The 20,558-nt window shown below is 40.1% G+C and carries 18 protein-coding genes, 1 tRNA gene, 1 rRNA gene and 1 other RNA gene; 1 reads left to right on the forward strand and 20 read right to left on the reverse strand.

Annotated features, from left to right (window positions below; translation table 11 throughout):
• From D8836_RS10210 to polA, 3 genes are all read right to left on the reverse strand, one after another.
• A partial coding sequence (locus D8836_RS10210) for a transposase (RefSeq protein ID WP_185761614.1) occupies positions 1–99 on the reverse strand: 99 nt, incomplete at its 3' end.
• 178 nt (positions 100–277) lie between these two features.
• Positions 278–715 (reverse strand): CoA-binding protein, encoded by a 438-nt coding sequence (locus D8836_RS10215; RefSeq protein ID WP_125393918.1) that lies wholly within the window; start codon positions 713–715, stop codon positions 278–280.
• An 84-nt stretch (positions 716–799) separates the two neighbouring features.
• Positions 800–3,433, reverse strand: a complete 2,634-nt coding sequence (polA, locus tag D8836_RS10220; protein WP_125393919.1) for a DNA polymerase I — start codon at positions 3,431–3,433, stop codon at positions 800–802.
• A gap of 147 nt (positions 3,434–3,580) precedes the next feature.
• Here polA and D8836_RS10225 point away from each other — a divergent pair, with 147 nt between their 5' ends.
• Positions 3,581–4,480: an Rpn family recombination-promoting nuclease/putative transposase gene (locus D8836_RS10225; RefSeq protein WP_125393920.1), complete on the forward strand. Its 900-nt coding sequence runs from the start codon at positions 3,581–3,583 to the stop codon at positions 4,478–4,480.
• Between the two features lie 140 nt (positions 4,481–4,620).
• On the opposite strand, the gene D8836_RS11495 is transcribed toward D8836_RS10225, so the two are convergent.
• The 17 genes from D8836_RS11495 to rrf all read right to left on the reverse strand — a co-directional run bounded on the left by D8836_RS11495 (position 4,621) and on the right by rrf (position 20,426).
• Entirely contained in the window at positions 4,621–6,474 is a 1,854-nt protein-coding gene (locus D8836_RS11495) for an LPXTG cell wall anchor domain-containing protein (RefSeq protein ID WP_260468288.1), read from the reverse strand.
• 215 nt (positions 6,475–6,689) lie between these two features.
• A complete protein-coding gene (locus D8836_RS10240) occupies positions 6,690–8,315 on the reverse strand; it encodes an N-acetylmuramoyl-L-alanine amidase family protein (protein ID WP_060627308.1) in 1,626 nt (541 codons plus the stop codon).
• A 143-nt stretch (positions 8,316–8,458) separates the two neighbouring features.
• Entirely contained in the window at positions 8,459–9,784 is a 1,326-nt protein-coding gene (locus D8836_RS10245) for an N-acetylmuramoyl-L-alanine amidase family protein (protein ID WP_049544004.1), read from the reverse strand.
• A gap of 145 nt (positions 9,785–9,929) precedes the next feature.
• Positions 9,930–10,910: an N-acetylmuramoyl-L-alanine amidase family protein gene (locus D8836_RS10250; protein WP_049544006.1), complete on the reverse strand. Its 981-nt coding sequence runs from the start codon at positions 10,908–10,910 to the stop codon at positions 9,930–9,932.
• Between the two features lie 374 nt (positions 10,911–11,284).
• On the reverse strand, positions 11,285–12,244 hold the full coding sequence (locus D8836_RS10255) for an Rpn family recombination-promoting nuclease/putative transposase (protein WP_125393921.1): 960 nt from the start codon (positions 12,242–12,244) through the stop codon (positions 11,285–11,287).
• Between the two features lie 118 nt (positions 12,245–12,362).
• On the reverse strand, positions 12,363–13,331 hold the full coding sequence (locus D8836_RS10260) for a ribose-phosphate diphosphokinase (RefSeq protein WP_000010158.1): 969 nt from the start codon (positions 13,329–13,331) through the stop codon (positions 12,363–12,365).
• Between the two features lie 145 nt (positions 13,332–13,476).
• A complete protein-coding gene (locus tag D8836_RS10265; protein ID WP_125393922.1) occupies positions 13,477–14,292 on the reverse strand; it encodes a PrsW family intramembrane metalloprotease in 816 nt (271 codons plus the stop codon).
• Between the two features lie 22 nt (positions 14,293–14,314).
• Positions 14,315–14,812 carry a beta-class carbonic anhydrase gene (locus D8836_RS10270; protein WP_125393923.1) on the reverse strand — a complete coding sequence of 166 codons (498 nt, stop codon included), beginning with the start codon at positions 14,810–14,812 and terminating at the stop codon, positions 14,315–14,317.
• 72 nt (positions 14,813–14,884) lie between these two features.
• Positions 14,885–16,246, reverse strand: a complete 1,362-nt coding sequence (gene radA, locus D8836_RS10275) for a DNA repair protein RadA (RefSeq protein WP_125393924.1) — start codon at positions 16,244–16,246, stop codon at positions 14,885–14,887.
• A 13-nt stretch (positions 16,247–16,259) separates the two neighbouring features.
• Positions 16,260–16,799, reverse strand: a complete 540-nt coding sequence (locus tag D8836_RS10280) for a histidine phosphatase family protein (RefSeq protein WP_125393925.1) — start codon at positions 16,797–16,799, stop codon at positions 16,260–16,262.
• 1 nt (position 16,800) lies between these two features.
• Complete coding sequence (locus tag D8836_RS10285; RefSeq protein ID WP_049544018.1) at positions 16,801–17,244, reverse strand: dUTP diphosphatase; 444 nt, start codon at positions 17,242–17,244, stop codon at positions 16,801–16,803.
• Between the two features lie 56 nt (positions 17,245–17,300).
• Positions 17,301–17,398: signal recognition particle sRNA small type (gene ffs, locus D8836_RS10290), an RNA gene on the reverse strand.
• A 32-nt stretch (positions 17,399–17,430) separates the two neighbouring features.
• Positions 17,431–17,898, reverse strand: a complete 468-nt coding sequence (gene tadA, locus D8836_RS10295) for a tRNA adenosine(34) deaminase TadA (RefSeq protein WP_125393926.1) — start codon at positions 17,896–17,898, stop codon at positions 17,431–17,433.
• 199 nt (positions 17,899–18,097) lie between these two features.
• Positions 18,098–19,384, reverse strand: coding sequence for an adenylosuccinate synthase (locus D8836_RS10300; protein WP_004237599.1), 1,287 nt, complete (start codon positions 19,382–19,384; stop codon positions 18,098–18,100).
• A 230-nt stretch (positions 19,385–19,614) separates the two neighbouring features.
• Positions 19,615–19,851 (reverse strand): sigma(X)-activator ComW, encoded by a 237-nt coding sequence (comW, locus tag D8836_RS10305; protein WP_084925929.1) that lies wholly within the window; start codon positions 19,849–19,851, stop codon positions 19,615–19,617.
• A 380-nt stretch (positions 19,852–20,231) separates the two neighbouring features.
• A tRNA-Asn gene (locus D8836_RS10310) sits at positions 20,232–20,305 on the reverse strand.
• Between the two features lie 5 nt (positions 20,306–20,310).
• Positions 20,311–20,426 (reverse strand): 5S ribosomal RNA (gene rrf / locus D8836_RS10315).
• Positions 20,427–20,558: the final 132 nt, after the last annotated feature.

A 20,558-nucleotide genomic window follows, 5' to 3' on the forward strand; every position in this document is an offset into this window, starting at 1 on the left:
TTGATTATAGATGACTTTTCGTCTATACTTAGGGGTGAACACAATGTGATACTTACAGTGCCACTTTGTGTGCGATAAACTATGAGCCTTTTGTGCCATATTTTTCTCCTTTCGCTTTACAATTGGCTTGAACACCTTTATTGTATCGCGTTCGGAGTTTTTTTGGTATAACCTTCGACGCGCACCCGCATAGCGGGTGGTTGTTTTGTCTCGCACCTAACGGAGCGAGACGGACTAATAGTCACATAACACAAAAGGTAGCCTACTGGCTACCTTTTTATTGCTCAAGAATTAAGCGTGTATGTTCTCTCTTAATACAGCGATTCATCACGATGTCATCACATCCACCAGCACGCAAGATCTCTTCCGCTTCTATACTTTCAAGCCCCAGCTGTGCCCAAAAAATCTTAGCATCAACCTTGAGAAAATCACGCGCCACATCTGGCAGAAACTCGCTACGACGGTAAACATTGACAATGTCTACAGGAAAAGGAATCTCAGCGAGGCTGGCATAAGCCTTTTCACCCAAGATTTCGCCACCTGCCGCCTTGGGATTGACAGGGATAATTTTATAACCCCGAGCCTGCATTTCCTTGGTCACTCGATTGCTCGTTGTTTCCTCACGGTCTGACAAGCCCACCACAGCAAGGGTTTTACTCGTTGCGAGATACTGACGAATCACGCCATCACTTGGATTGATAAATTCTTGACTCATAGAAATCCTCCTTTTTCATCAGTATAGCACAATTTGAAAAGGCTTGCATAATTCTACTACAAAAAAGGAGAACTAGCCCCCTTTTTATTTAGCCTCGTACCAGGTTGCACCTTCATTTTCATCTGCGATGAGGGGAACACTGAGTTGAATGGCTTCTTCCATGGTTTGTTTGACCAATTTTTTCATCTCTGCCAATTCAGATTTAGGAACTTCAAGTACGATTTCATCGTGCACTTGTAACAGCATCTTAGTCTGATAACTACCTGCAACCAAGGCTTTATCCAGCTGAATCATGGCAATCTTGAGAATATCTGCTGCCGAACCCTGAATAGGAGAGTTGATAGCTGTCCGCTCCGCAAAACCACGAATATTAAAGTTGCGCGAATTGATATCTGGCAACTCACGACGACGCTTGAAGAGGGTCTCTACATAGCCCTTATCACGCGCCTCACGCACCACTTCATCCATGTAGTTTTTAATACCTGGGAAGCGTTCAAAGTAGGTATCAATATAGGCTTTGGCTTCCTTACGACTAATACCCAGATTATTAGACAAGCCAAAGTCTGAGATTCCATAAACCACCCCAAAGTTAACTGCCTTGGCATTGCGACGGTCGTTTGCAGTCACATCCTCAGGACGTTCAATGCCAAAGACCCGCATGGCTGTCGAAGTATGGATATCTGCCCCCTCTTGGAAGGCATTAATCAAGTGCTCATCCTTAGAGATATGCGCCAAAACGCGCAATTCAATCTGTGAATAATCCGAACTGAGCAACACACTATCCTCCCACTCGGGTACAAAAGCCTTCCGAATGAGACGCCCCTGCTCCAAACGCACAGGAATATTTTGCAAGTTTGGATCCACACTAGACAAACGCCCAGTCTGGGTCAAATCCTGCACATAGCGAGTATGAATCTTTCCATCAGCTAAAATCCAATCCTGCAAGCCAATCACATAAGTAGACTGAATCTTAGCAATCTGACGGTAGTCGAGGATTTTCTTAACAATCGGAGCAATCGGAGCAAGGCGCTCCAAGACATCCACCGCTGTCGAGTATCCAGTCTTGGTTTTCTTAGTGTATTCTAGAGGAAGTCCCAATTTTTCAAAAAGAAGTGCCCCCAACTGCTTAGGCGAGTTGATATTAAACTCCTCACCAGCCAGCTCATAAATCTCCTGAGTTAGTTTTTCAATAACAAGGTCATTTTCTGCCTGCATCTCAAGCAAGGTCTCTTTCTTAACCGTAATTCCAGCAATTTCCATCTTGGCAAGGACAAAAGCCAGAGGTTGCTCCATATCATAAAGAAGCTCTAATTGTCCATTTTCACTGAGTTTTTCAAGCAAAATAGGTTCTGTTTCGACCAAAACGGCAAGTTTACGTGCCAAATGTTCTAAGAATTTCTCGCGTTCAGGAATGGCCTTCTTGACTCCCTTACCATAGAAAGTCTCATCATCAACCAAATAAGTCTGACCATAAAGACTAGCGATGGTCGCAATTTCATTGTCCTCCACAGTCGAAAGGAGGTATTTAGCCAATCGGCTATCAAAAGCAGGCGCCTGCAAATCCGCACCCAAACGATGCAAGAGAACTTTAGCTTTCTTAAAGTCATACACCCTCAAAGGTGTTTTTTCTAAAAAGGCCTTGAAAATCGGGTCTTGCAACAGCTCAAGCTTGTCTGTGGCATAGAGCTTATCTCCACAAGACCAAGCAAAACCAACCAAATCATCCGTATGGTAATTCTCACCAAAAAGCTCAAAATGGAAGATAGACTCTTCACTCAGCATATCTTGACTGATTTGGTCAACAATAGTAAAATCCAAACTCTCAGCCACATCAGCTGACGACACATTTAAAGCCTGCTTGAGCTGTTTGAAGCCCATCTCATCGTAGAATTTCCCAAGATTTTCCACATCTGGACCACTATAGACCAAATCCTCCAAACCAATCGCAATCGGTGCCTTGGTATCAATGGTCGCCAGTGTTTTAGACAAAAAAGCCTGTTCCTTATCATTGATGAGATTGTCCTTCATCTTAGAAGCCTTCATCCCATCGATATTTTCATAAATTCCCTCAAGCGAGCCATGCTCCAGCAAGAGCTTGATACCCGTCTTTTCACCAATTTTGGTAACCCCAGGGATATTATCCGACTTATCACCCATGAGCGCCTTGAGATCGATAAACTGAGCCGGTGTAATGCTCATCTTTTCCATGAGATATTCTGGCGTAAAAGCCTCAAACTCAGCCACACCTTTCTTGGAAATTTCAACCACCGTATGCTCATCCGTCAGCTGAATCAAATCCTTGTCCCCACTGACAATGGTAATATCAAAACCATCCTGCTCTGCTAGTTTATCCAGTGTCCCAATAATGTCATCCGCCTCATACTGGGCCAACTCATAGTGACGAATCCCCATATGATCTAGCAACTCACGAATAAAAGGAAACTGCTCCCGAAACTCATCTGGAGTCTTAGCCCGACCTCCCTTATAGTCCGCATACATCTCAGTACGGAAGGTGGTCTTTCCCGCATCAAAGGCCACCAAAATATGACTAGGCTCAACCCGCTCCAATAAATGACTCAACATCAACTGGAAACCATAAATCGCATTGGTATGCAAACCAGCCGCATTCTTAAAACGGTCCAACTGCTGATAGAGGGCAAAAAACGCCCGAAAAGCAACAGAAGACCCATCAATCAATAATAATTTTTTCTTATCCATACACCCATTATAAAGGAAAGCACCAAAAAATACCATTGAGAAGAGCGATACCCAATATTTTTCACACTTTTTCCGAATAAATAGATAGAGCCAAAGAATCCAGTAAACCTAGATTTGAAAATGTGCTATAATGAAAGGAGAAAGAGTATGGCATTACGTCATCCGGGCATCAGCCCAACCAATGATTTGGTTGCTAAGAAAATCTTTAATAATCCAGAAATCACTTGTCAATTTATCCGCGATATGCTAGATTTACCAGCAAAAAATGTGACTATTTTGGAGGGAAGTAACATTCACGTCTTGCCTTCCCTGCCCTACTCAGCGCAGGATTTCTATACCAGTATAGATGTTTTGGCGGAGTTGGACAATGGCACTCAAGTAATCATTGAAATCCAAGTTCATCATCAGAATTTTTTCATTAATCGTTTATGGGCTTACCTGTGCAGTCAGGTCAATCAAAACCTTGAAAAAATTCGTCAGCAAGAAGGCAATACTCATCAAAGTTACAAACACATCGCACCAGTATACGCTATCACAATCGTGGATAGCAACTACTTCCAAGATGACTTGGCTTTCCATAGCTTTAGTATGCGCGAGGACACGACAGGTGAGGCTTTAACAATTACAAACAATGGACAAGAAAATCATCTAGTAAAGATGGCTTTCTTAGAACTTAAAAAATACAGAGAAACCAGCAAAGATAAGGTTCGCAAGCCCTGGTTGGAGTTTTTCGGGAATAAGCCCTTTACCCAACAACCCGAGCGAGCCAGCAGTCAGGTAGACCAACTTCTGGACTATAAGAGCTGGTCCGAGGAGGACAGAAAAATGTTTAGTCAAATACGTATGCGTGAAGAACAAGCGTTATTGGCTCAGGATTATGCCTTGGAACAAGCTGAAGAAAAAGGCTTAGAGCGTGGGAAGGTTGAAGGAAGGGAAGAAGGGAAACTTTTTGCCTTCTTAGACATGGTTCGCCAAGGTCTCCTGACTTCCGAGGTTGCCAGCCAGCAGTTGGGCATGACCGTCGCTGAATTTGAGGCACTATTGTAAGTTTATAGAATAACATAAAAGTGAACAAAGCTGAAACATCGTTTTGTTCACTTTTTTCTTCTTTTCAACAGAACTCTCACTATAGTCCATATCACAAAAAGAGAAGGTCATAAATCCTTCTCTTTTATATCTTCAACTAATTAGTTTTTGCGTTTCACAAATGGAAGGGCACCAAGGAGCAATCCAAGGAATCCTAATGATGCAATTGCAACATTATCTTTTCCACCAGTATTTGGAAGTTCTTTCTTATCATCTGCTTTCGCAGCTGGGGCTTGATAAGTGTTATCTTGGCTAGTACCTGCTACAGTTGGTGCGACCGCAGGAGTTGATGGTGTCTCAGCTGTTGGTGTAGCTGAAGCATCTGTTCCAGGAGCTGATGGTGTTTTTGGTACAAGTGCAGGTTCATTTACAGCTGTGTTATCACTTTGTCTACCTTCTTCTTTAGTTGGGCTACCTGTACTATCACCTACTTTTTTAATTTCAGGATACTCTGGAAGTTCTTCTTGAACTAAAGCTTCACCTTTTTCTGATTTAGGTTGTTCAGCTGGTTTATTTTCCTCAGCAGGAGCGGGATTTGTAGTTTCTTCAGCTTTTTTATTTGCCGCATCTAATTCTTTTTCTGCTTCTTTTGCAGTTAAGCCTTCTTTGAATCGTTTCACAAAGTCAGATCTCTTTTTAGCTGCTTCTTCCTTTAATTTTTCAATTACTTCCTGTTTTTGTTTTTCTAATTCAGGATCATTCTTCGTTTCAGCTTTTTCTAACTCTGCAATTGCTGCTTTTAATGCTGCATCATAATTAGCTAAGAATTCTTTTTGCGCTGCTTCTTCTTTAGCTGCCGCTTCTTTATCTTCTTCTGCAGCCTTCTCATTCGCTTTATCGATTAATTTCTCTGCTTCTTCTACAGTTAATCCTTTTTCGAAGCCTTCTACGATTTGTTTTCTTGTTGCGTCTGATGCTGCTTTTAACGCTGCAATTGTGTCAGCTTTTGCTTTTGCTTCTTCTGGACTATTCGTTTCAGCTTTTTCTAATTCTTTGACAGCCTCTTCTAATGCTTTATCATAATTTGCTAAGAACTCGTCTTGTGCTGCTTTTNCTTTTGCTGCCGCTTCTTTATCTTCTTCTGCAGCTTTCTCATTTGCTTTATCGATTAATTTCTCTGCTTCTTCTACAGTTAATCCTTTTTCGAANCCTTCTACGATTTGTTTTCTTGTTGCGTCTGATGCTGCTTTTAACGCTGCAATTGTGTCAGCTTTTGCTTTTGCTTCTTCTGGACTATTCGTTTCAGCTTTTTCTAATTCTTTGACAGCCTCTTCTAATGCTTTATCATAATTTGCTAAGAACTCGTCTTGTTTTGCTTTTGCTTCTGCTTCTGCTTTTGCTTCTTCCGCAGCTTTTTTATTTGCATCATCAATTGCTTTTTCAGCTTCTTCTACAGTTAAACCATTTTTGAAACCATCCTCGATTTCTTTTTTCTGTTTAGCTGCTTCTGCTTTTAATTTTGTAATGGCCTCTGCAACTTGTTTTGCTAATTCAGGATTATTTTGAGTATCCGCTTTTTTTAATTCTGCAATTGCGTCTTCTAACGCTTTATCAAAATTCGCTAAAAATTCTTTTTGAGCTGCTTCCTCTGCTTTAGCTGCTTCTTCCTCTTCTGCTTCCTCTTTTTTAGCAATTTCTTCTATTTCATTTTCAGTAGCTTCTGCGGTTTTCCCTGTCTTGAACCCATCCTCGATTTTAGCTCTCTCTTTAGCTGCTTCTGCTTTTAATTTTGCAATTGTCTCTTTAATACTTTCAGCTGATCCTGGATCATTTTTTGCTTCTTCTTCTAATTCTTTAATAGTTTCTTCTAAAGCTTGATCAAAATTAGCTAAAATTTCATTTTGAGCTGTAGTTTCTTCTGCAGCTTTTACAACTGACGGTTGAGAAGCAATAAATGCGGATCCCAACATAGCAACACTAGCCAAGCTAGTTAAAATTATTTTCTTTTTATCCATTTTAAAAACCTCTTTTTTATAATATATTCCTTTCCATTATAACGTTTCTTAATGTCATAAGCAAGCAATATAAATAAACCCTTTTAATTCATTTAAACTGGAAAAATTTATCCTTTCTAAATCTTATCTNTTCTTCAATCCACTACAGTTGACAAAGAGCCAAAAAAGCTAAAAAGCAGGAGATTTCTCCCCTGCTTTGATTTAATTACTTAAAATTAAACCCATTCACCATTAGCATTCACAGTATACCCATTAATTGTAGTATTAACTGCCAAAGCTCCTGAAGAATATGAATAATACCATTTACCAGCTACTTGGAACCAACCTGTCTTCATAGCGCCTGAACTAGCAAGATAATACCATGTTCCACCTTGGTTCAACCAACCTGTCTGCATAGCACCTGAAGCATTGAGGTAATACCAATTGCCATCTACAAATTTCCAGCCTGTCTGCATAGCACCTGAACCGTCAAGATAATACCATGTACCATTGTCTTTTATCCATCTAGTACCCATTTTACCTAAACTATCAAAATGATACCAGCTGCCATTTATAAATTTCCAGCCAGTTTCCATAGCACCTGAGCCGTTAAGATAGTACCAATTACCATCAACTTGTTTCCAGCCAGTTTTCATCACACCAGTTTCATCCAAGTAATACCATGACCCATCTTTGACCCAACCTGTCTTCATTCCATCTTCTTTAGAGAAATAATACCAATCCAGTCCAATTTTCTTCCATCCAACATGACGATTTCCCTCATCATCGATGAAGAATTTTTTACCATCAATTAAAACAATACCTGGTTTAAGGACACCTTCCTCATCTAAGAAATAATGTTTCCCGTCTACTGTAATATCCCCTGTTAGACGAACACCTTCTTTTAGATAGTAAGTTTTATCATCAATTTTGATAAAGCCAGTTTTCTTATCACCATTTTCAACAAAATAGTAAACCTTATCAGCAACTTTTACAAATCCTAACTGTTTGAAACCATCTTTTTCATCTAGGTAGTATTGCTTATCACCTGCAGTCAATAGACCTTTTTTCATAGCTCCATCAGCTTCAAAGTAGTAAGTCTTACCATCAATTTTTTGCCAGCCGGTAACCTTTTTGCCGTCCTTAATATAGTAGACCTTCCCGTTCTCCGTTTTGAATTGACCTGCAGAAGTAGACTGGTTTTGATTATTACTATTATTTTGGTTAGTATTAGTCGTTGAATTTGAACGATAAATATGGTAAAGTGTATCACCTTTTAATTCACCATTAACATAAGTATAGTTGGCAATATCCAGACGACTGGTATCAGAAGCTGCAGATCCTGTACGTGGATCTTTAATATCAACTGGAACATCACTACCAGGTTTATATTCTACAAAACGAACTGCTTTGACAGAAGAGTTAGAAGTTGTTGAGCCACTATTATTGTTTGTACCAGTACCATTTTGGTTATTGTTCCCATTAGTATTACTAGTGCTACCATTGTTTTGGTTGTTATCTCTATGGTATGGATTGGTCTGAGTACCAGAATTCGTAGTACCTGTTGTAGCAGTTGGCGCATACATATGATACATAATACCATTCTCTTCTCTACTAGAAGTATAGATATAATTTGCAATTTCAGGGTGATTCTCAATAGATGCAGCTGTCACAGCAGATCCTGTTAGTGCAGTTTTGATATCTACAGGTCCACCATTTTTAAATGTTGCATAGTGGACTTCTTTAACCGTAGAAGTTGTTGAAGTCGTTGTTGCCCCTGTTTCAGCAGCTTTTACTTGTTGGACCGTAGCCATCGCTAGCACTGAAGTAGCTAGCAAGATACCTGTTAGTGTTTTTCTCATAGAAAAAATCCTCCTGTATTAAGATAATAAATTTATCTAAATTATATCCCTTTCCTATAATAAATGCAATAAAAAACATAAAAAGTGTAGAAATATTTAAGAGTAACAAAAAGAGAGCAGTTCAAACCACTCTCTTTGTTATTTTATACCCATTCACCGTTGGCATTTACATAGTAGCCATCGACTGTAGTACTTACTGCAAGGGCACCTGAACTATAAGCATAGTACCATTTACCACCAACTTGGAACCAACCAGTTACCATAGCACCTGAGCCTTTGAGGTAGTACCATGAATCACCTACTTTAGCCCAACCTGTTTGCATAGCACCTGAACTATTTAGGTAGTACCAAGTGCCACCATCTTGCAACCAGCCAGTTTGCATCTCACCTGAACCATTTAGATAGTACCAAGTGTTGCCATCTTTAACCCACCATTTTTGCATGATGCCTTCAGCGTTAAAATAGTACCATTTACCACCATCTTTAAGCCAACCAACTTGACGTTTACCTTCTTTATTTACATAAATCCAATGATTGTCAACTTTGTTCCAGCCAGCTTTAGTATCAGAATCATCTGTCAAGAAGTACGTTTTACCATCAACAGTGATTTCACCGAACTTACGCTCACCTTCTTCAGTAACATAGTAATACTTATCTCCAGCATCCTTGATAAGACCAGTCTTACGTTCACCTTCTGCTGTGATGTAATACCATTTACCAGCACTGTCTTTTACAATACCTGACTTGGTTGTGCCATCTTCAGCAAAGAAGTACCATTTTGCCCCAACTTTATGAGCTCCAGTTGTCACAACACCATCTTTGACAAAATAAGTTTTACCATTATCGGTAACAACTTCTGTCTTACGAGCTCCATCTGACACAAAATAATAGGTTTTTTCTCCTACTTTAATGAAACCAGTTTTCTTAACACCTTGTCCATCTAGATAGTAACGTTCAGAGGTGTTTTCAAGTACTCCGTGAGCCATAACACCTTCACTATCAAAATAGTAAGTTTTACCATCAACATTTGCCCAACCTTTTACAGGGTTTCCTTTATAGTAAAGATAACGATTCCCAGCTGACTCACGCCATTTTACATCCTTGTCAGACGTCTTATAACCCTGAGTATTTAATTCACTAACTGGAGCATCTGGATCATTTACATGATCTTCAATCTTTGTTCCTTTTTCAACAAATAGGTAATATTTTCTCCCACCTTCAACAAAAGTACGTTGGTATTCAAAACCATCAATTGATGGATGTTTTGAAATAGGTTGATTACCATCTTCATAAAAAACTGTCTTACGCTCCTGTGAGCGCCCATTAATCACTGTGACCCACTCAGTTCTATAAACAACTTCTTCCGCACTTACTGGACTAGCAGTAGTAGCAGAATAACTTGTCAAAACTGCTGCACTTGCCATTGTTAGACTAGCTAATGCTAGAGCTAAAGCTTTTTTATTCTTCATTTGAATATTCTCCATTTTTAAAAATTTAGGTGATAAACCTAGCTTTATTGTATCTTATTTTTTAAAAAAATTCTAAGAAAAACTGAACTTTTTATGTAAAAAATAAAAAGCAGAAGAAATCTTCTGCTTTTTTGATTAAACTAGATTATTTAACCCATTCACCGTTTCCGTTTACAGTGTATCCACCTACAGTTGTGTTAACTGCAAGGGCACCTGAACCGTCAACGTAGTACCATTTACCAGCAACTTCAAACCATTGGCTAGCTTTCATAGCACCTGATGCTTCAAGGAAGTACCATTTGCCACCGTCTTGCAACCAACCAGTTTCCATAGCACCTGAACCGTTTAGGTAGTACCAAGTGTTACCATCTTTAACCCACCATTTTTGCATTACGCCTTCAGCGTTAAAGAAGTACCATTTACCGTCAACTTGTTTCCAACCAGTAGCTTGTTTGTTGTTGTCGAAGTAGTGCCATCCGTTTTCACCTTGAACCCACTCAGTACGAGCAACGTTATAAGTGTCAGTTTTTTCGATTGTCAACTCACCGTTAACAAACATGTCTGAACCTTCACGTACAACTTCTTCTGCATCAAGTAGAGTACCTACTGTAAGATTAGCAGGAACAAAGTAACCTTTTGGAGCTTGATCAACACGGTAAACTACATAACCACCGTTTTCAACAGCAAACTCAACATCACCTGCTGCGTCAGTAGTTCCTTCAATTAAAGCTGGTTTTTTGTAGTTGTCAAAGTCTTCTGGTGTTTTGTATACTAAAGCAGCTACTTTAACACCTGCTACAGGGTTACCTTGGACATCTTTAACATGTACACGAACATGAGTACCATTACCAAATACATCTGGTAAAACCTTACCATCTTTACCGATACGATTTCTTACAGCGTATGGGTTTGTAGCTGGAGTTGCTGGTTTGTATTGGTCAGCATCAGCAACTACACCAGTGTGAGCTGAAACAACTGTGTTTCCGCTATAGTTAGCTTGGTCGATTTTACCAGTAAGTGGGTTTACACGACCAGTACTATAACCGTTGTTACCATCAGCTGAAACAGCTTGTACAGCACCAAATGCTGCAAGAGCGACTGCGCTTGTCAATAAAACTTTTTTCATCGTTTTATCTCCTTTGTTTTTCTTTAAAATATTTTTCGTAAGACTATCTTACTACCATACAGTATATAAATATTTGCAGGATTTGTCAAGGGTTTTCTTCTACTTTTTAAAGTTTTTACCCATTTTTAGAAAAAAAGGTGAAAAAAACAACTTTGCGAGAGTGAATACGCTTAAAATATCCTATATTCAAGTGAAAATCTCACAATTTTTTGATCCTTGAGTAAAATCATTCATATCTAATCCACATAGACAGTTGGACAGAACTCACTTCTGTAGTATTATCCTATAACCCCTTCGAAATGTCAAGCAAAAATGACAAGTTTTTTGATAATAACTTGCCATTTTATAAACTTTCTACTATTTAAAATGTGACCTTATAGCAAGGCCTCAAACTCTGCGACCGTCATGCCTAATTGCTGACTGGCTACCTCTGGTGTCAGAAGATTTTGTCGAACCATGTCTAGGAAAGCAAAGAGTTTTCCTTCTTCCCTTCCTTCAACTTTCCCACGCTCCAGTCCCTGTTCAATCCCCTCAGCTCGTCCACGCTCTAAACCTTGTTCAATACCTTGTTCCAGCCCCTCTGCCCTAGCTGTCTCCAAGGCATAGTCCTGTGCTAACAATGCTTGCTCCTCACGCCTGCGTTGTTCACTAAACATTTTCCTGTCCTCCTCGGACCAGCTTTTGTAGTCTAGCAGTTGGTCTGCTTGGCTGATGACTCGCTCTGGTTCTTGGGTAAAGGGTTTATTCCCAAAAAACTCCAACCACGGTTTGCGAACCTCGTCTTTGCTGGTTTCTCTGTATTTTTTTAATTCCAAGAACGCCATCTTGACCAGATGATTTTCTTGTCCATTATTGGTTATGGTTAAAACCTCACCTGTCGTGTCCTCGCGCATACTAAAGCTATGAAAAGCCAAATCATCCGAGAAGTAATTGCTGTCCACGATAGCGATAGCATATACTGGTGCGATGTGTTTGTAACTCTGGTGTGTATCACCTTCTCGTTGACGAATTTTTTCGAGATTTTGATTGACCTGACTGCACAAGTAAGCCCATAAACGATTAATGAAAAAATTCTGATGATGCACCTGAATTTCAATGATTACTTGCGTGCCATTGTCCAACTCCGCCAAAACATCTATACTGGTATAGAAATCCTGCGCTGAATATGGCATGGAGGGTAATACGTGAATATTGCTTCCCTCCAAAATGGTCACATTTTTTGCTGGCAAATCCAGCATATCGCGAATAAATTGACAAGTAATTTCTGGATTGCTAAAGATTTTCTTAGCAACCAAGTCATTGGTCGGGCTGATGCCCGGATGTCTTAGAATCATCCTCTTCCTCCTTTTATTATACCACAGTTTTAAATCTAGGTTTCCTAGATTCTCTGGCTCTATCTATTTATTCGGAAAAGAGATGAAAAAAACCTGAGAATCATCTCAGGCTTGGTCATTAAATCTTTTTCTCAATACTGAAAAGTGGAGAAAGTGGGCGTTTTTCATGGATACGTACAATAGCATCTCCTAGGAGATGAGCGATTGAAATCTGCTCAATCTTGTCAATCAAACGCTCTTCTGGCAGATAGATAGTATCCAAAACAACCAATTTCTTGATAGCTGATTTTTGGATATTGTCCATAGCAGGACCAGAAAGAACTGGATGCGTACAGCTTGCATAAACTTCAACAGCACCAGCTTCCGCAAGAGCATCCGCCGCATGACAAATCGTTCCAGCAGTATCAATCATATCATCAATCAAGATACAAGTCTTACCTTCAACCTTACCGATGATGTTCATGACTTCACTAGTATTCATCTTATCAACGCTACGACGTTTGTCAATGATAGCAATAGATGTTTTCAAAAATTCTGCCAACTTACGGGCACGAGTCACCCCTCCATGGTCTGGGCTGACAACCACATAGTCAGAACCAACCATGCCACGACGCTCAAAATAATCTGCAATCAGAGGAGCTCCCATCAAGTGATCCACAGGAATATCAAAGAATCCTTGAATCTGTGCAGCATGCAAGTCGATTGTCAACAAACGATCCACTCCAGCTACTTCAAGCATATTTGCGACAAGTTTTGAAGTGATTGGCTCACGCGCTCTCGCCTTTCTATCCTGACGTGCATACCCATAGTAAGGCATGACAACATTGACAGATTCTGCACTCGCACGCTTCAAAGCATCCACCATAATCAAAATTTCAAGCAGATTGTCATTTACAGGCGAACTAGTTGATTGTAGGATAAAGACGTGTTTCCCACGGATTGATTCTTCGATATTGACCTGAATCTCTCCATCTGAAAATTGGCGAACACTTGATTTCCCCAACTCTATCCCAATCTCCTGCGCCACACGTTCTGCCAATTCTTTATTAGAAGAAAGGGCAAACAGCTTTAAATCAGAAAAAGACATGATTTCCTCCGGTATATATGTATCGCTTGTGCTTTTCACAAGATTTTTCCATCTACCATTGTAGCGCTTTTTACACTATTTTTCAATCAAAAATAAAAGAAGGACAGCATATTTGTGCCCCTGCATCATTCTTTTGAAAAATATTCTAGTTCATCAACTCATTGTGCTTCTTAACAAAACGATAAGCATGATAAAAACCATAGAGAGTAATAGCCGTAACCACTGGAATCGCTAAAGGCAACTCTGTCTCCAATTCAACAAAAGGAGAGTTAAACAAGAAATGAGTTCCCAAGGCTAAAGCTAGGAAAATAAGCCCCCGTTTCTTGCCAACCTTCTGTCCTTTATAGGCTCTGTAAAGCAAATAAACACCTACTACAGCCAGACCTGAAAAAGTCCAGTGAGAGGCAATTCCTGAGATGATACGCTCTAAAATTCTCGAAATAGTAAAGTCAAAACCCTCTGGCAAATCCGTACGAATGTAGCCAATATCCTCAACCATTTGGAATCCCAAACCAGAAGCAATGCCTAGTAAAAACAAAGATTTTAATTTTCGCACAGGAACCAAAACTAAAACAAAAACAAGTGGCAATAATTTCAAGGGTTCTTCTACCAAAGGAGCCACAATCGCACTTTCAAAGGCATTTAAAAATGCACTATCTGGGAAAAGCACACCCAGTAAATCATGGATATAGGTATTCGCAAAGCTAGACAACCAACCCGAAAGGAACATCCCACCCAATAAAGACAAGATCAAGGCGTTCTTTGGCAATTCCCATTTTTTCCCAATACGGAAAAGGAAATAAAGAGCCGGAATCATGTAAAAGAGAGCTAGAAAGATAGAAACTCCCATTAGGCCATATTCCGCACCTGACATCGAACCATCCATATAATAGATGGTTTCATACTGTAAACCAATACATAGTAATAAAATAAAAATAAATAAAACGCTGTTTTTCTTCATACACTTCTTTCTAAAAATCGTTTTATAATTCTACGACGGTCATACTTCCTGTATCCACATCATAGACAGCACCAGAGATAATGACATCATCTGGTATTAGGGGGGACTTGATAAGGAGTTGCATGTCCTCACGTACACTCTCCTCTATATCTTGGAAGGGCAAGAAGTCCTGGTCTGACACATCGACACCTAGTTCCTCTTTCAGATACTCCTTAAAAGGACCATTTTCAAAGGTCTGAGCACCACAGTCTGTATGGTGCAATACCACAATCTCTCTTGTCCCCATTTGTTGCTGGGAAATAACCAGAGAACGAATCATGTCCTCAGTCACTCGGCCACCTGCATTCCGCAAGATATGAGCATCCCCAAGTGCCAAACCTAAAGCTTGCGCAACGTGCAAACGTGAGTCCATACAGGTCACAATGGCTACTCTAGTTTTGGGTTTAAGTGGCAGATTTAACTGCCCATGTAGGGCAACATAAGCCTGATTGGCTTGCATAAACTGTTCAAAATACGACACGATTTCCTCCTCGAAAATTTGATAGTCAAATATTTCTCCTATCTTATCATTTTTAAAAGGATTTGTCACAGATTAAGCAAAAGCCTTTTTCAAAACTTCCTGAATCGTTGTCACGCCAATGACCTGAATTTCCTTAGGCGGAGTGATTCCTGTCAAAGAATTCTTCGGTACATAAATCTTGGTAAATCCCAGCTTAGCGGCTTCGTTGATACGCTGCTCGATACGATTCACACGCCGAATTTCTCCTGTCAAGCCTAACTCTCCTACAAAACATTCCTGAGGATTAGTTGGCTTGTCCTTGTAGCTCGAAGCAATAGCAACTGCAACAGCCAAGTCAATGGCAGGTTCATCCAATTTGACACCACCAGCAGATTTGAGATAGGCATCCTGATTTTGCAAGAGAAGACCTGCCCGTTTTTCCAAAACAGCCATAATCAAGCTAGCACGATTAAAGTCAAGTCCCGTCGTCGTACGCTTGGCATTTCCAAACATGGTCGGTGTTACCAAGGCCTGAACCTCCGCCAAAATCGGACGCGTCCCTTCCATGGTCACAACGATTGATGAACCAGTTGCTCCATCCAAACGCTCTTCTAGGAAAACTTGACTCGGATTGAGGACCTCAACCAAACCGCCCGACTGCATCTCAAAAATCCCAATCTCATTAGTGGAACCAAAACGGTTTTTGACCGCTCTTAAAATACGAAAAGTGTGGTGACGCTCCCCTTCAAAGTAAAGCACCGTATCCACCATATGCTCTAGCATACGAGGACCAGCCAAGGTTCCTTCCTTGGTCACATGACCTACGATAAAGATGGCAATGTTATTGGTTTTGGCCAGCTGCATAAGTTCAGCCGTCACCTCACGCACTTGAGAAACAGATCCCTGCACCCCTGAAATCTCAGGAGACATAATGGTCTGGATAGAGTCAATAATAAGGAAGTCTGGTTGGATGCGCTCCACCTCAGCTCGAACACTCTGCATATTGGTCTCTGCATAGAGATAAAACTCGCTATCAATATCTCCCAAGCGTTCCGCTCGCAACTTGATTTGCTGGGCAGACTCCTCCCCACTGACATAGAGAACCGTTCCCACTTGAGACAGCTGGGTTGAGACTTGTAAAAGAAGGGTTGATTTCCCAATCCCAGGATCCCCACCGATAAGAACGAGACTTCCCGGTACCACTCCTCCTCCAAGTACACGATTGAATTCCTCCATCTCCGTCTTGATTCGATTGACATTGATAGAAGTCACCTCAGCCAGTTTCATGGGCTTGGTTTTCTCACCTGTCAAGGACACACGCGCATTCTTGACCTCGGCAACCTCAACCTCTTCTACAAAAGAAGACCAAGACCCACAGTTAGGACAACGTCCCAGATATTTAGGGGAATTATACCCACAATTTTGACATACAAATGTCGCTTTTTTCTTTGCGATGATAAACCTCTTTCTATATCTCTAACTCACACTCAATCACTTGGCAAAAATCAATCTTCTCATTTGGCACAAACTGACGCATGAGCATTCCGTGAGTTACAATGATAATAGTTTTATAATTTTTATATTTTTCCAAAGTTCTTAAAAAACGATGACGCATCTCCAGAGCAGTTTCATAGCGATAAGGAGAATCTTCAGGTAAACCTCCTTGATGTTTTAGATAATATTCATGAGCTACCAATACACTAGTTAAATCAGAGTTAGTACTATCTAAGTCTGGACGCCACTCATGAAAAAACGGCTCCACAAATAAGTCCAATCCTGTTTCAACCGCTATATAATGGGCTGTTTCTAAAGCTCTCGTCACAGACGATGAAATAATAATCTCTGCCTTTCCAAAACATGCAGTTTTAGCAACTTCTTTTGCCAGACTGCGACCTTTTCCTGTCAATGGTGCTAAATCACGACCAAAACCACTATAGAATTGCGGATTTTCAAGTTTATCAAGCATACTATAATCTGGCTCCCCGTGACGTACAAAGATAATCTTCATCCTAGTCCCCTGTCGAACCAAAACCACCAGTCCGTACACCGTCTGCCACATCTCCATCTGCAATTAAGAAAGGAGCAAAGACAGCCTGGACAACACGTTCTCCAACTTCAAGAACAACCTCTTGGTCTGTGATATTCTTCATCTGAGCAAAAATATGCCCTTCATTCCCAGGATTTCCATAATAATCCCCATCAATGACCCCAACCGAGTTAATTAAAACCAAACCCTTCTTACGAGGGTTTGAAGAACGATCATAGAGGTATAGGACCTCAGTCGGTTGCATATAAGCCTTAACCCCTGTCGGAACTAATACAATCTCTCCTGGAGCGATAACTGTACGCACAGCAACCTTTAAGTCGTAACCAGCCGCATGCGCTGTCTCACGCTTTGGCAATAAATTCTCATCTATAAAACTAGAAACCAATTCAAAACCACGAATTTTCATCATCTTCTCTTTTCTATTATCATTTATTCTAGATTATTCTATCTTATTTATTCGGAAAAAGCACGAAAAAAAGAGCACACAATTCAAATCGCTTAGGGCTGCTGGATTCCTCCCCTGACCCGCTTCACGCAGAACTGTTGCTCCACTATTTATTATATCACATTCCTATTCATTTTAAAAGCAAAATTATTTTTTCCGTCTATTTCTAAAAAAGTCCTGCATAATAGCTGCGCATTCATCTTCCAAAATTCCCGTTTCAACCTCCACACGATGATTGAGACGCTCATCTGTCAAGATACCGTACAAACTCCCAGCAGCGCCAAATTTCTGGTTTTTAGCCCCATAGACCACGTTTGGAATACGGGCGAGGCCAATCGCCCCACTACACATGACACAAGGCTCAATGGTCACAAAAAGCGTGCAATCAAGCAAGCGCCAGCTTTCCTCACTCAGATTCGCATTCTCTATGGCCATAATTTCCGCATGCATAACCGCTCGCTGCAGTTCCTCACGCGCATTATGCCCACGGCCAATGATTTCTCCGTCCTTGACAATCACACAACCAATTGGAATTTCATCGTGTTCAAGAGCAATCTCAGCCTCTTTCAATGCCTCTCTCATAAAGACTTCTTTTTCTTCAACTGTATAATTCATCAATTTCCCTTTTCCTACTTGTCGATTTTATTATTATATCATGAATCCCAAGACAAAAAAAGCCACCGAATGCGGTGACTTTATAGGGAGATTATTATGAAAAAGAAAAGTTTAGGATATTTGTTACAACAAGTTAGGAGGTCTTCTTGTAACTGTCTATAGTATATCCGACCTATCTTAAATAAATCTTAAAAATCTCTTAGGACCAAACACTTTCTAAAATATTTGTTTGTTCACGACCAGGACCTACTGAGAAAGTAGAAATACGAACTCCAACCAATTCACTCACACGACGAACATAGTTACGCGCATTCTCAGGAAGATCTTCCAAATTACGAACTCCGGTAATATCTTCTGACCAACCTGGCAACTCTTCATAGATAGGCTTGCAACGTTTCAATTGCTCAAGACTAGCTGGATAGTAGTCAATACGTTGACCATCAAGATCATAGGCCACACAGATTTTCACAGTATCTAAACCACTCAAAACATCGATAGAGTTCAATGAAAGGTTAGTAATACCAGAAACGCGACGGCTATGGCGCATCACAACTGAATCAAACCATCCCACACGACGTGGACGACCAGTTGTTGTACCATATTCATGACCGACTTCACGGATACGTTCTCCCACTTCATCAAACAACTCAGTTGGGAAAGGACCGTCTCCTACACGACTCGTATAGGCTTTACATACACCAACAACCTTGTCAATCTTACTTGGACCAACACCAGAACCAATCGTAACACCACCAGCCACAGGGTTTGATGACGTAACAAATGGATACGTACCTTGATCTATATCTAGCATAACACCTTGTGCACCTTCAAAAAGCACACGTTTACCGTTATCAAGCGCATCATTCAAAATAACAGATGTGTCTGTCACATATTTCTTGATTTGTTGACCATATTCGTAATATTCTTCAAAAATATCATCGAAATCAATCGCTTTACTATCATACAATTTTTCAAAAAGACGATTCTTTTCAGCAAGGTTACGTTCTAAACGCTCACGGAAAATATCTTTATCCAAAAGATCTGCGATACGAATCCCAACACGAGCAGCCTTGTCCATATAAGCTGGACCAATTCCTTTAATTGTAGTACCAATCTTATTGTCGCCCTTAGCTTCTTCTTGCAAACGGTCTAACTCGATATGATAAGGCAAAATAACATGCGCGCGATCAGAAATACGCAAGTTATCAGTTGTCACACCCTCCTCATGAAGATAGCTCAACTCTTTTACAAGAGATTTAGGATTTACAACCATACCATTCCCAATAACAGAGATTTTTTCAGGGAAGAAAATTCCAGATGGAATCAAGTGCAACTTAAATTTCTTACCATCGATCACAATCGTGTGACCTGCATTATCACCACCCTGGTAACGTGCAATCACTTCTGCATTCGCTGAAAGAAAGTCTGTAATCTTCCCTTTACCTTCATCACCCCATTGGGTACCTACAACAACAACTGAAGTCATAATCTTGTCTGAGCCCTCAGGCTCTTCCTTTCTCACATACATGGCAGGACTCTCACCTGCAATTATATCTTACAATTTATTATAAGAAAAAATCGCCTTTTTATCAAGAAGAAACAATAAAAAGATTTGCTATTTCCAACTATTAAAGAAAGTTTTAGAAAAAATTCCGGCTATTTATCATTATTTTCCCACAAAAAGTTAAATTTGTTCGGAAATTAACTCATATTGTCTCAACAAGCAACAAAACCCTGTTTCATTATCAATTTTTCAAGATACAAACGATAAGCAACACGATAATGGTAAACAATAAAATCCCGATGAGTCCCAATGCTATATCGGAAAAGATAATAAATCAAAAATTTAAAATGAAAATGTTCCCAGTCAAAATGATCTCCGAAGAACGTACCATACTCTTCTTCAATATTTCTATAAAAATCCGCCATCTGCTCATAAATTTTTTGTAACATAAGCATACACTCCTTTACTTTTTATAAGCTTATTCTAACAAAAAATTATAAACAGTTATTATCAAATCCTGAATTGCTCAAATACTAACCTCAAAAAGATAACAAATAGGAAAAGTTGACAGAATAGGAGGAAATCTACTACCTAAATTTCAAAAATTAAGATAATGGAAGCGGAAGGATTCGAATCCCTAGAAGGAGCGTATTTACAGTCCGCCACGTTTAGCCTCTTCGATACCCTCGATTAAAGTCCTAAAAAGATCTCCCTGCTCGAAAACGGAGGGCTCTGAAACTTTACTCAGCAAAAATATCTCACATCAAATAACACTAAATAGATTATTAATTAAATAAAAAAAGAGGACCAAACCTCTTTTTCTTAACTACTCCGCCAGTAGGACTCGAACCTACGACATCATGATTAACAGTCATGCGCTACTACCAACTGAGCTATGGCGGATTAAAGCTAAGCGACTTCCATATCTCACAGGGGGCAACCCCCAACTACTTCCGGCGTTCTAGGGCTTAACTTCTGTGTTCGGCATGGGTACAGGTGTATCTCCTAGGCTATCGTCACTTAACTCTGAGTAATACCTACTCAAAATTGAATATCTATTCAAACCAAGAAAACCATTCGCTTTCATATTCTCAGTTACTTTGGATAAGTCCTCGAGCTATTAGTATTAGTCCGCTACATGTGTCGCCACACTTCC

Origin of the sequence: Streptococcus mitis (assembly GCF_003942995.1) — a bacterium.
Taxonomy (GTDB): domain Bacteria; phylum Bacillota; class Bacilli; order Lactobacillales; family Streptococcaceae; genus Streptococcus; species Streptococcus mitis_CV.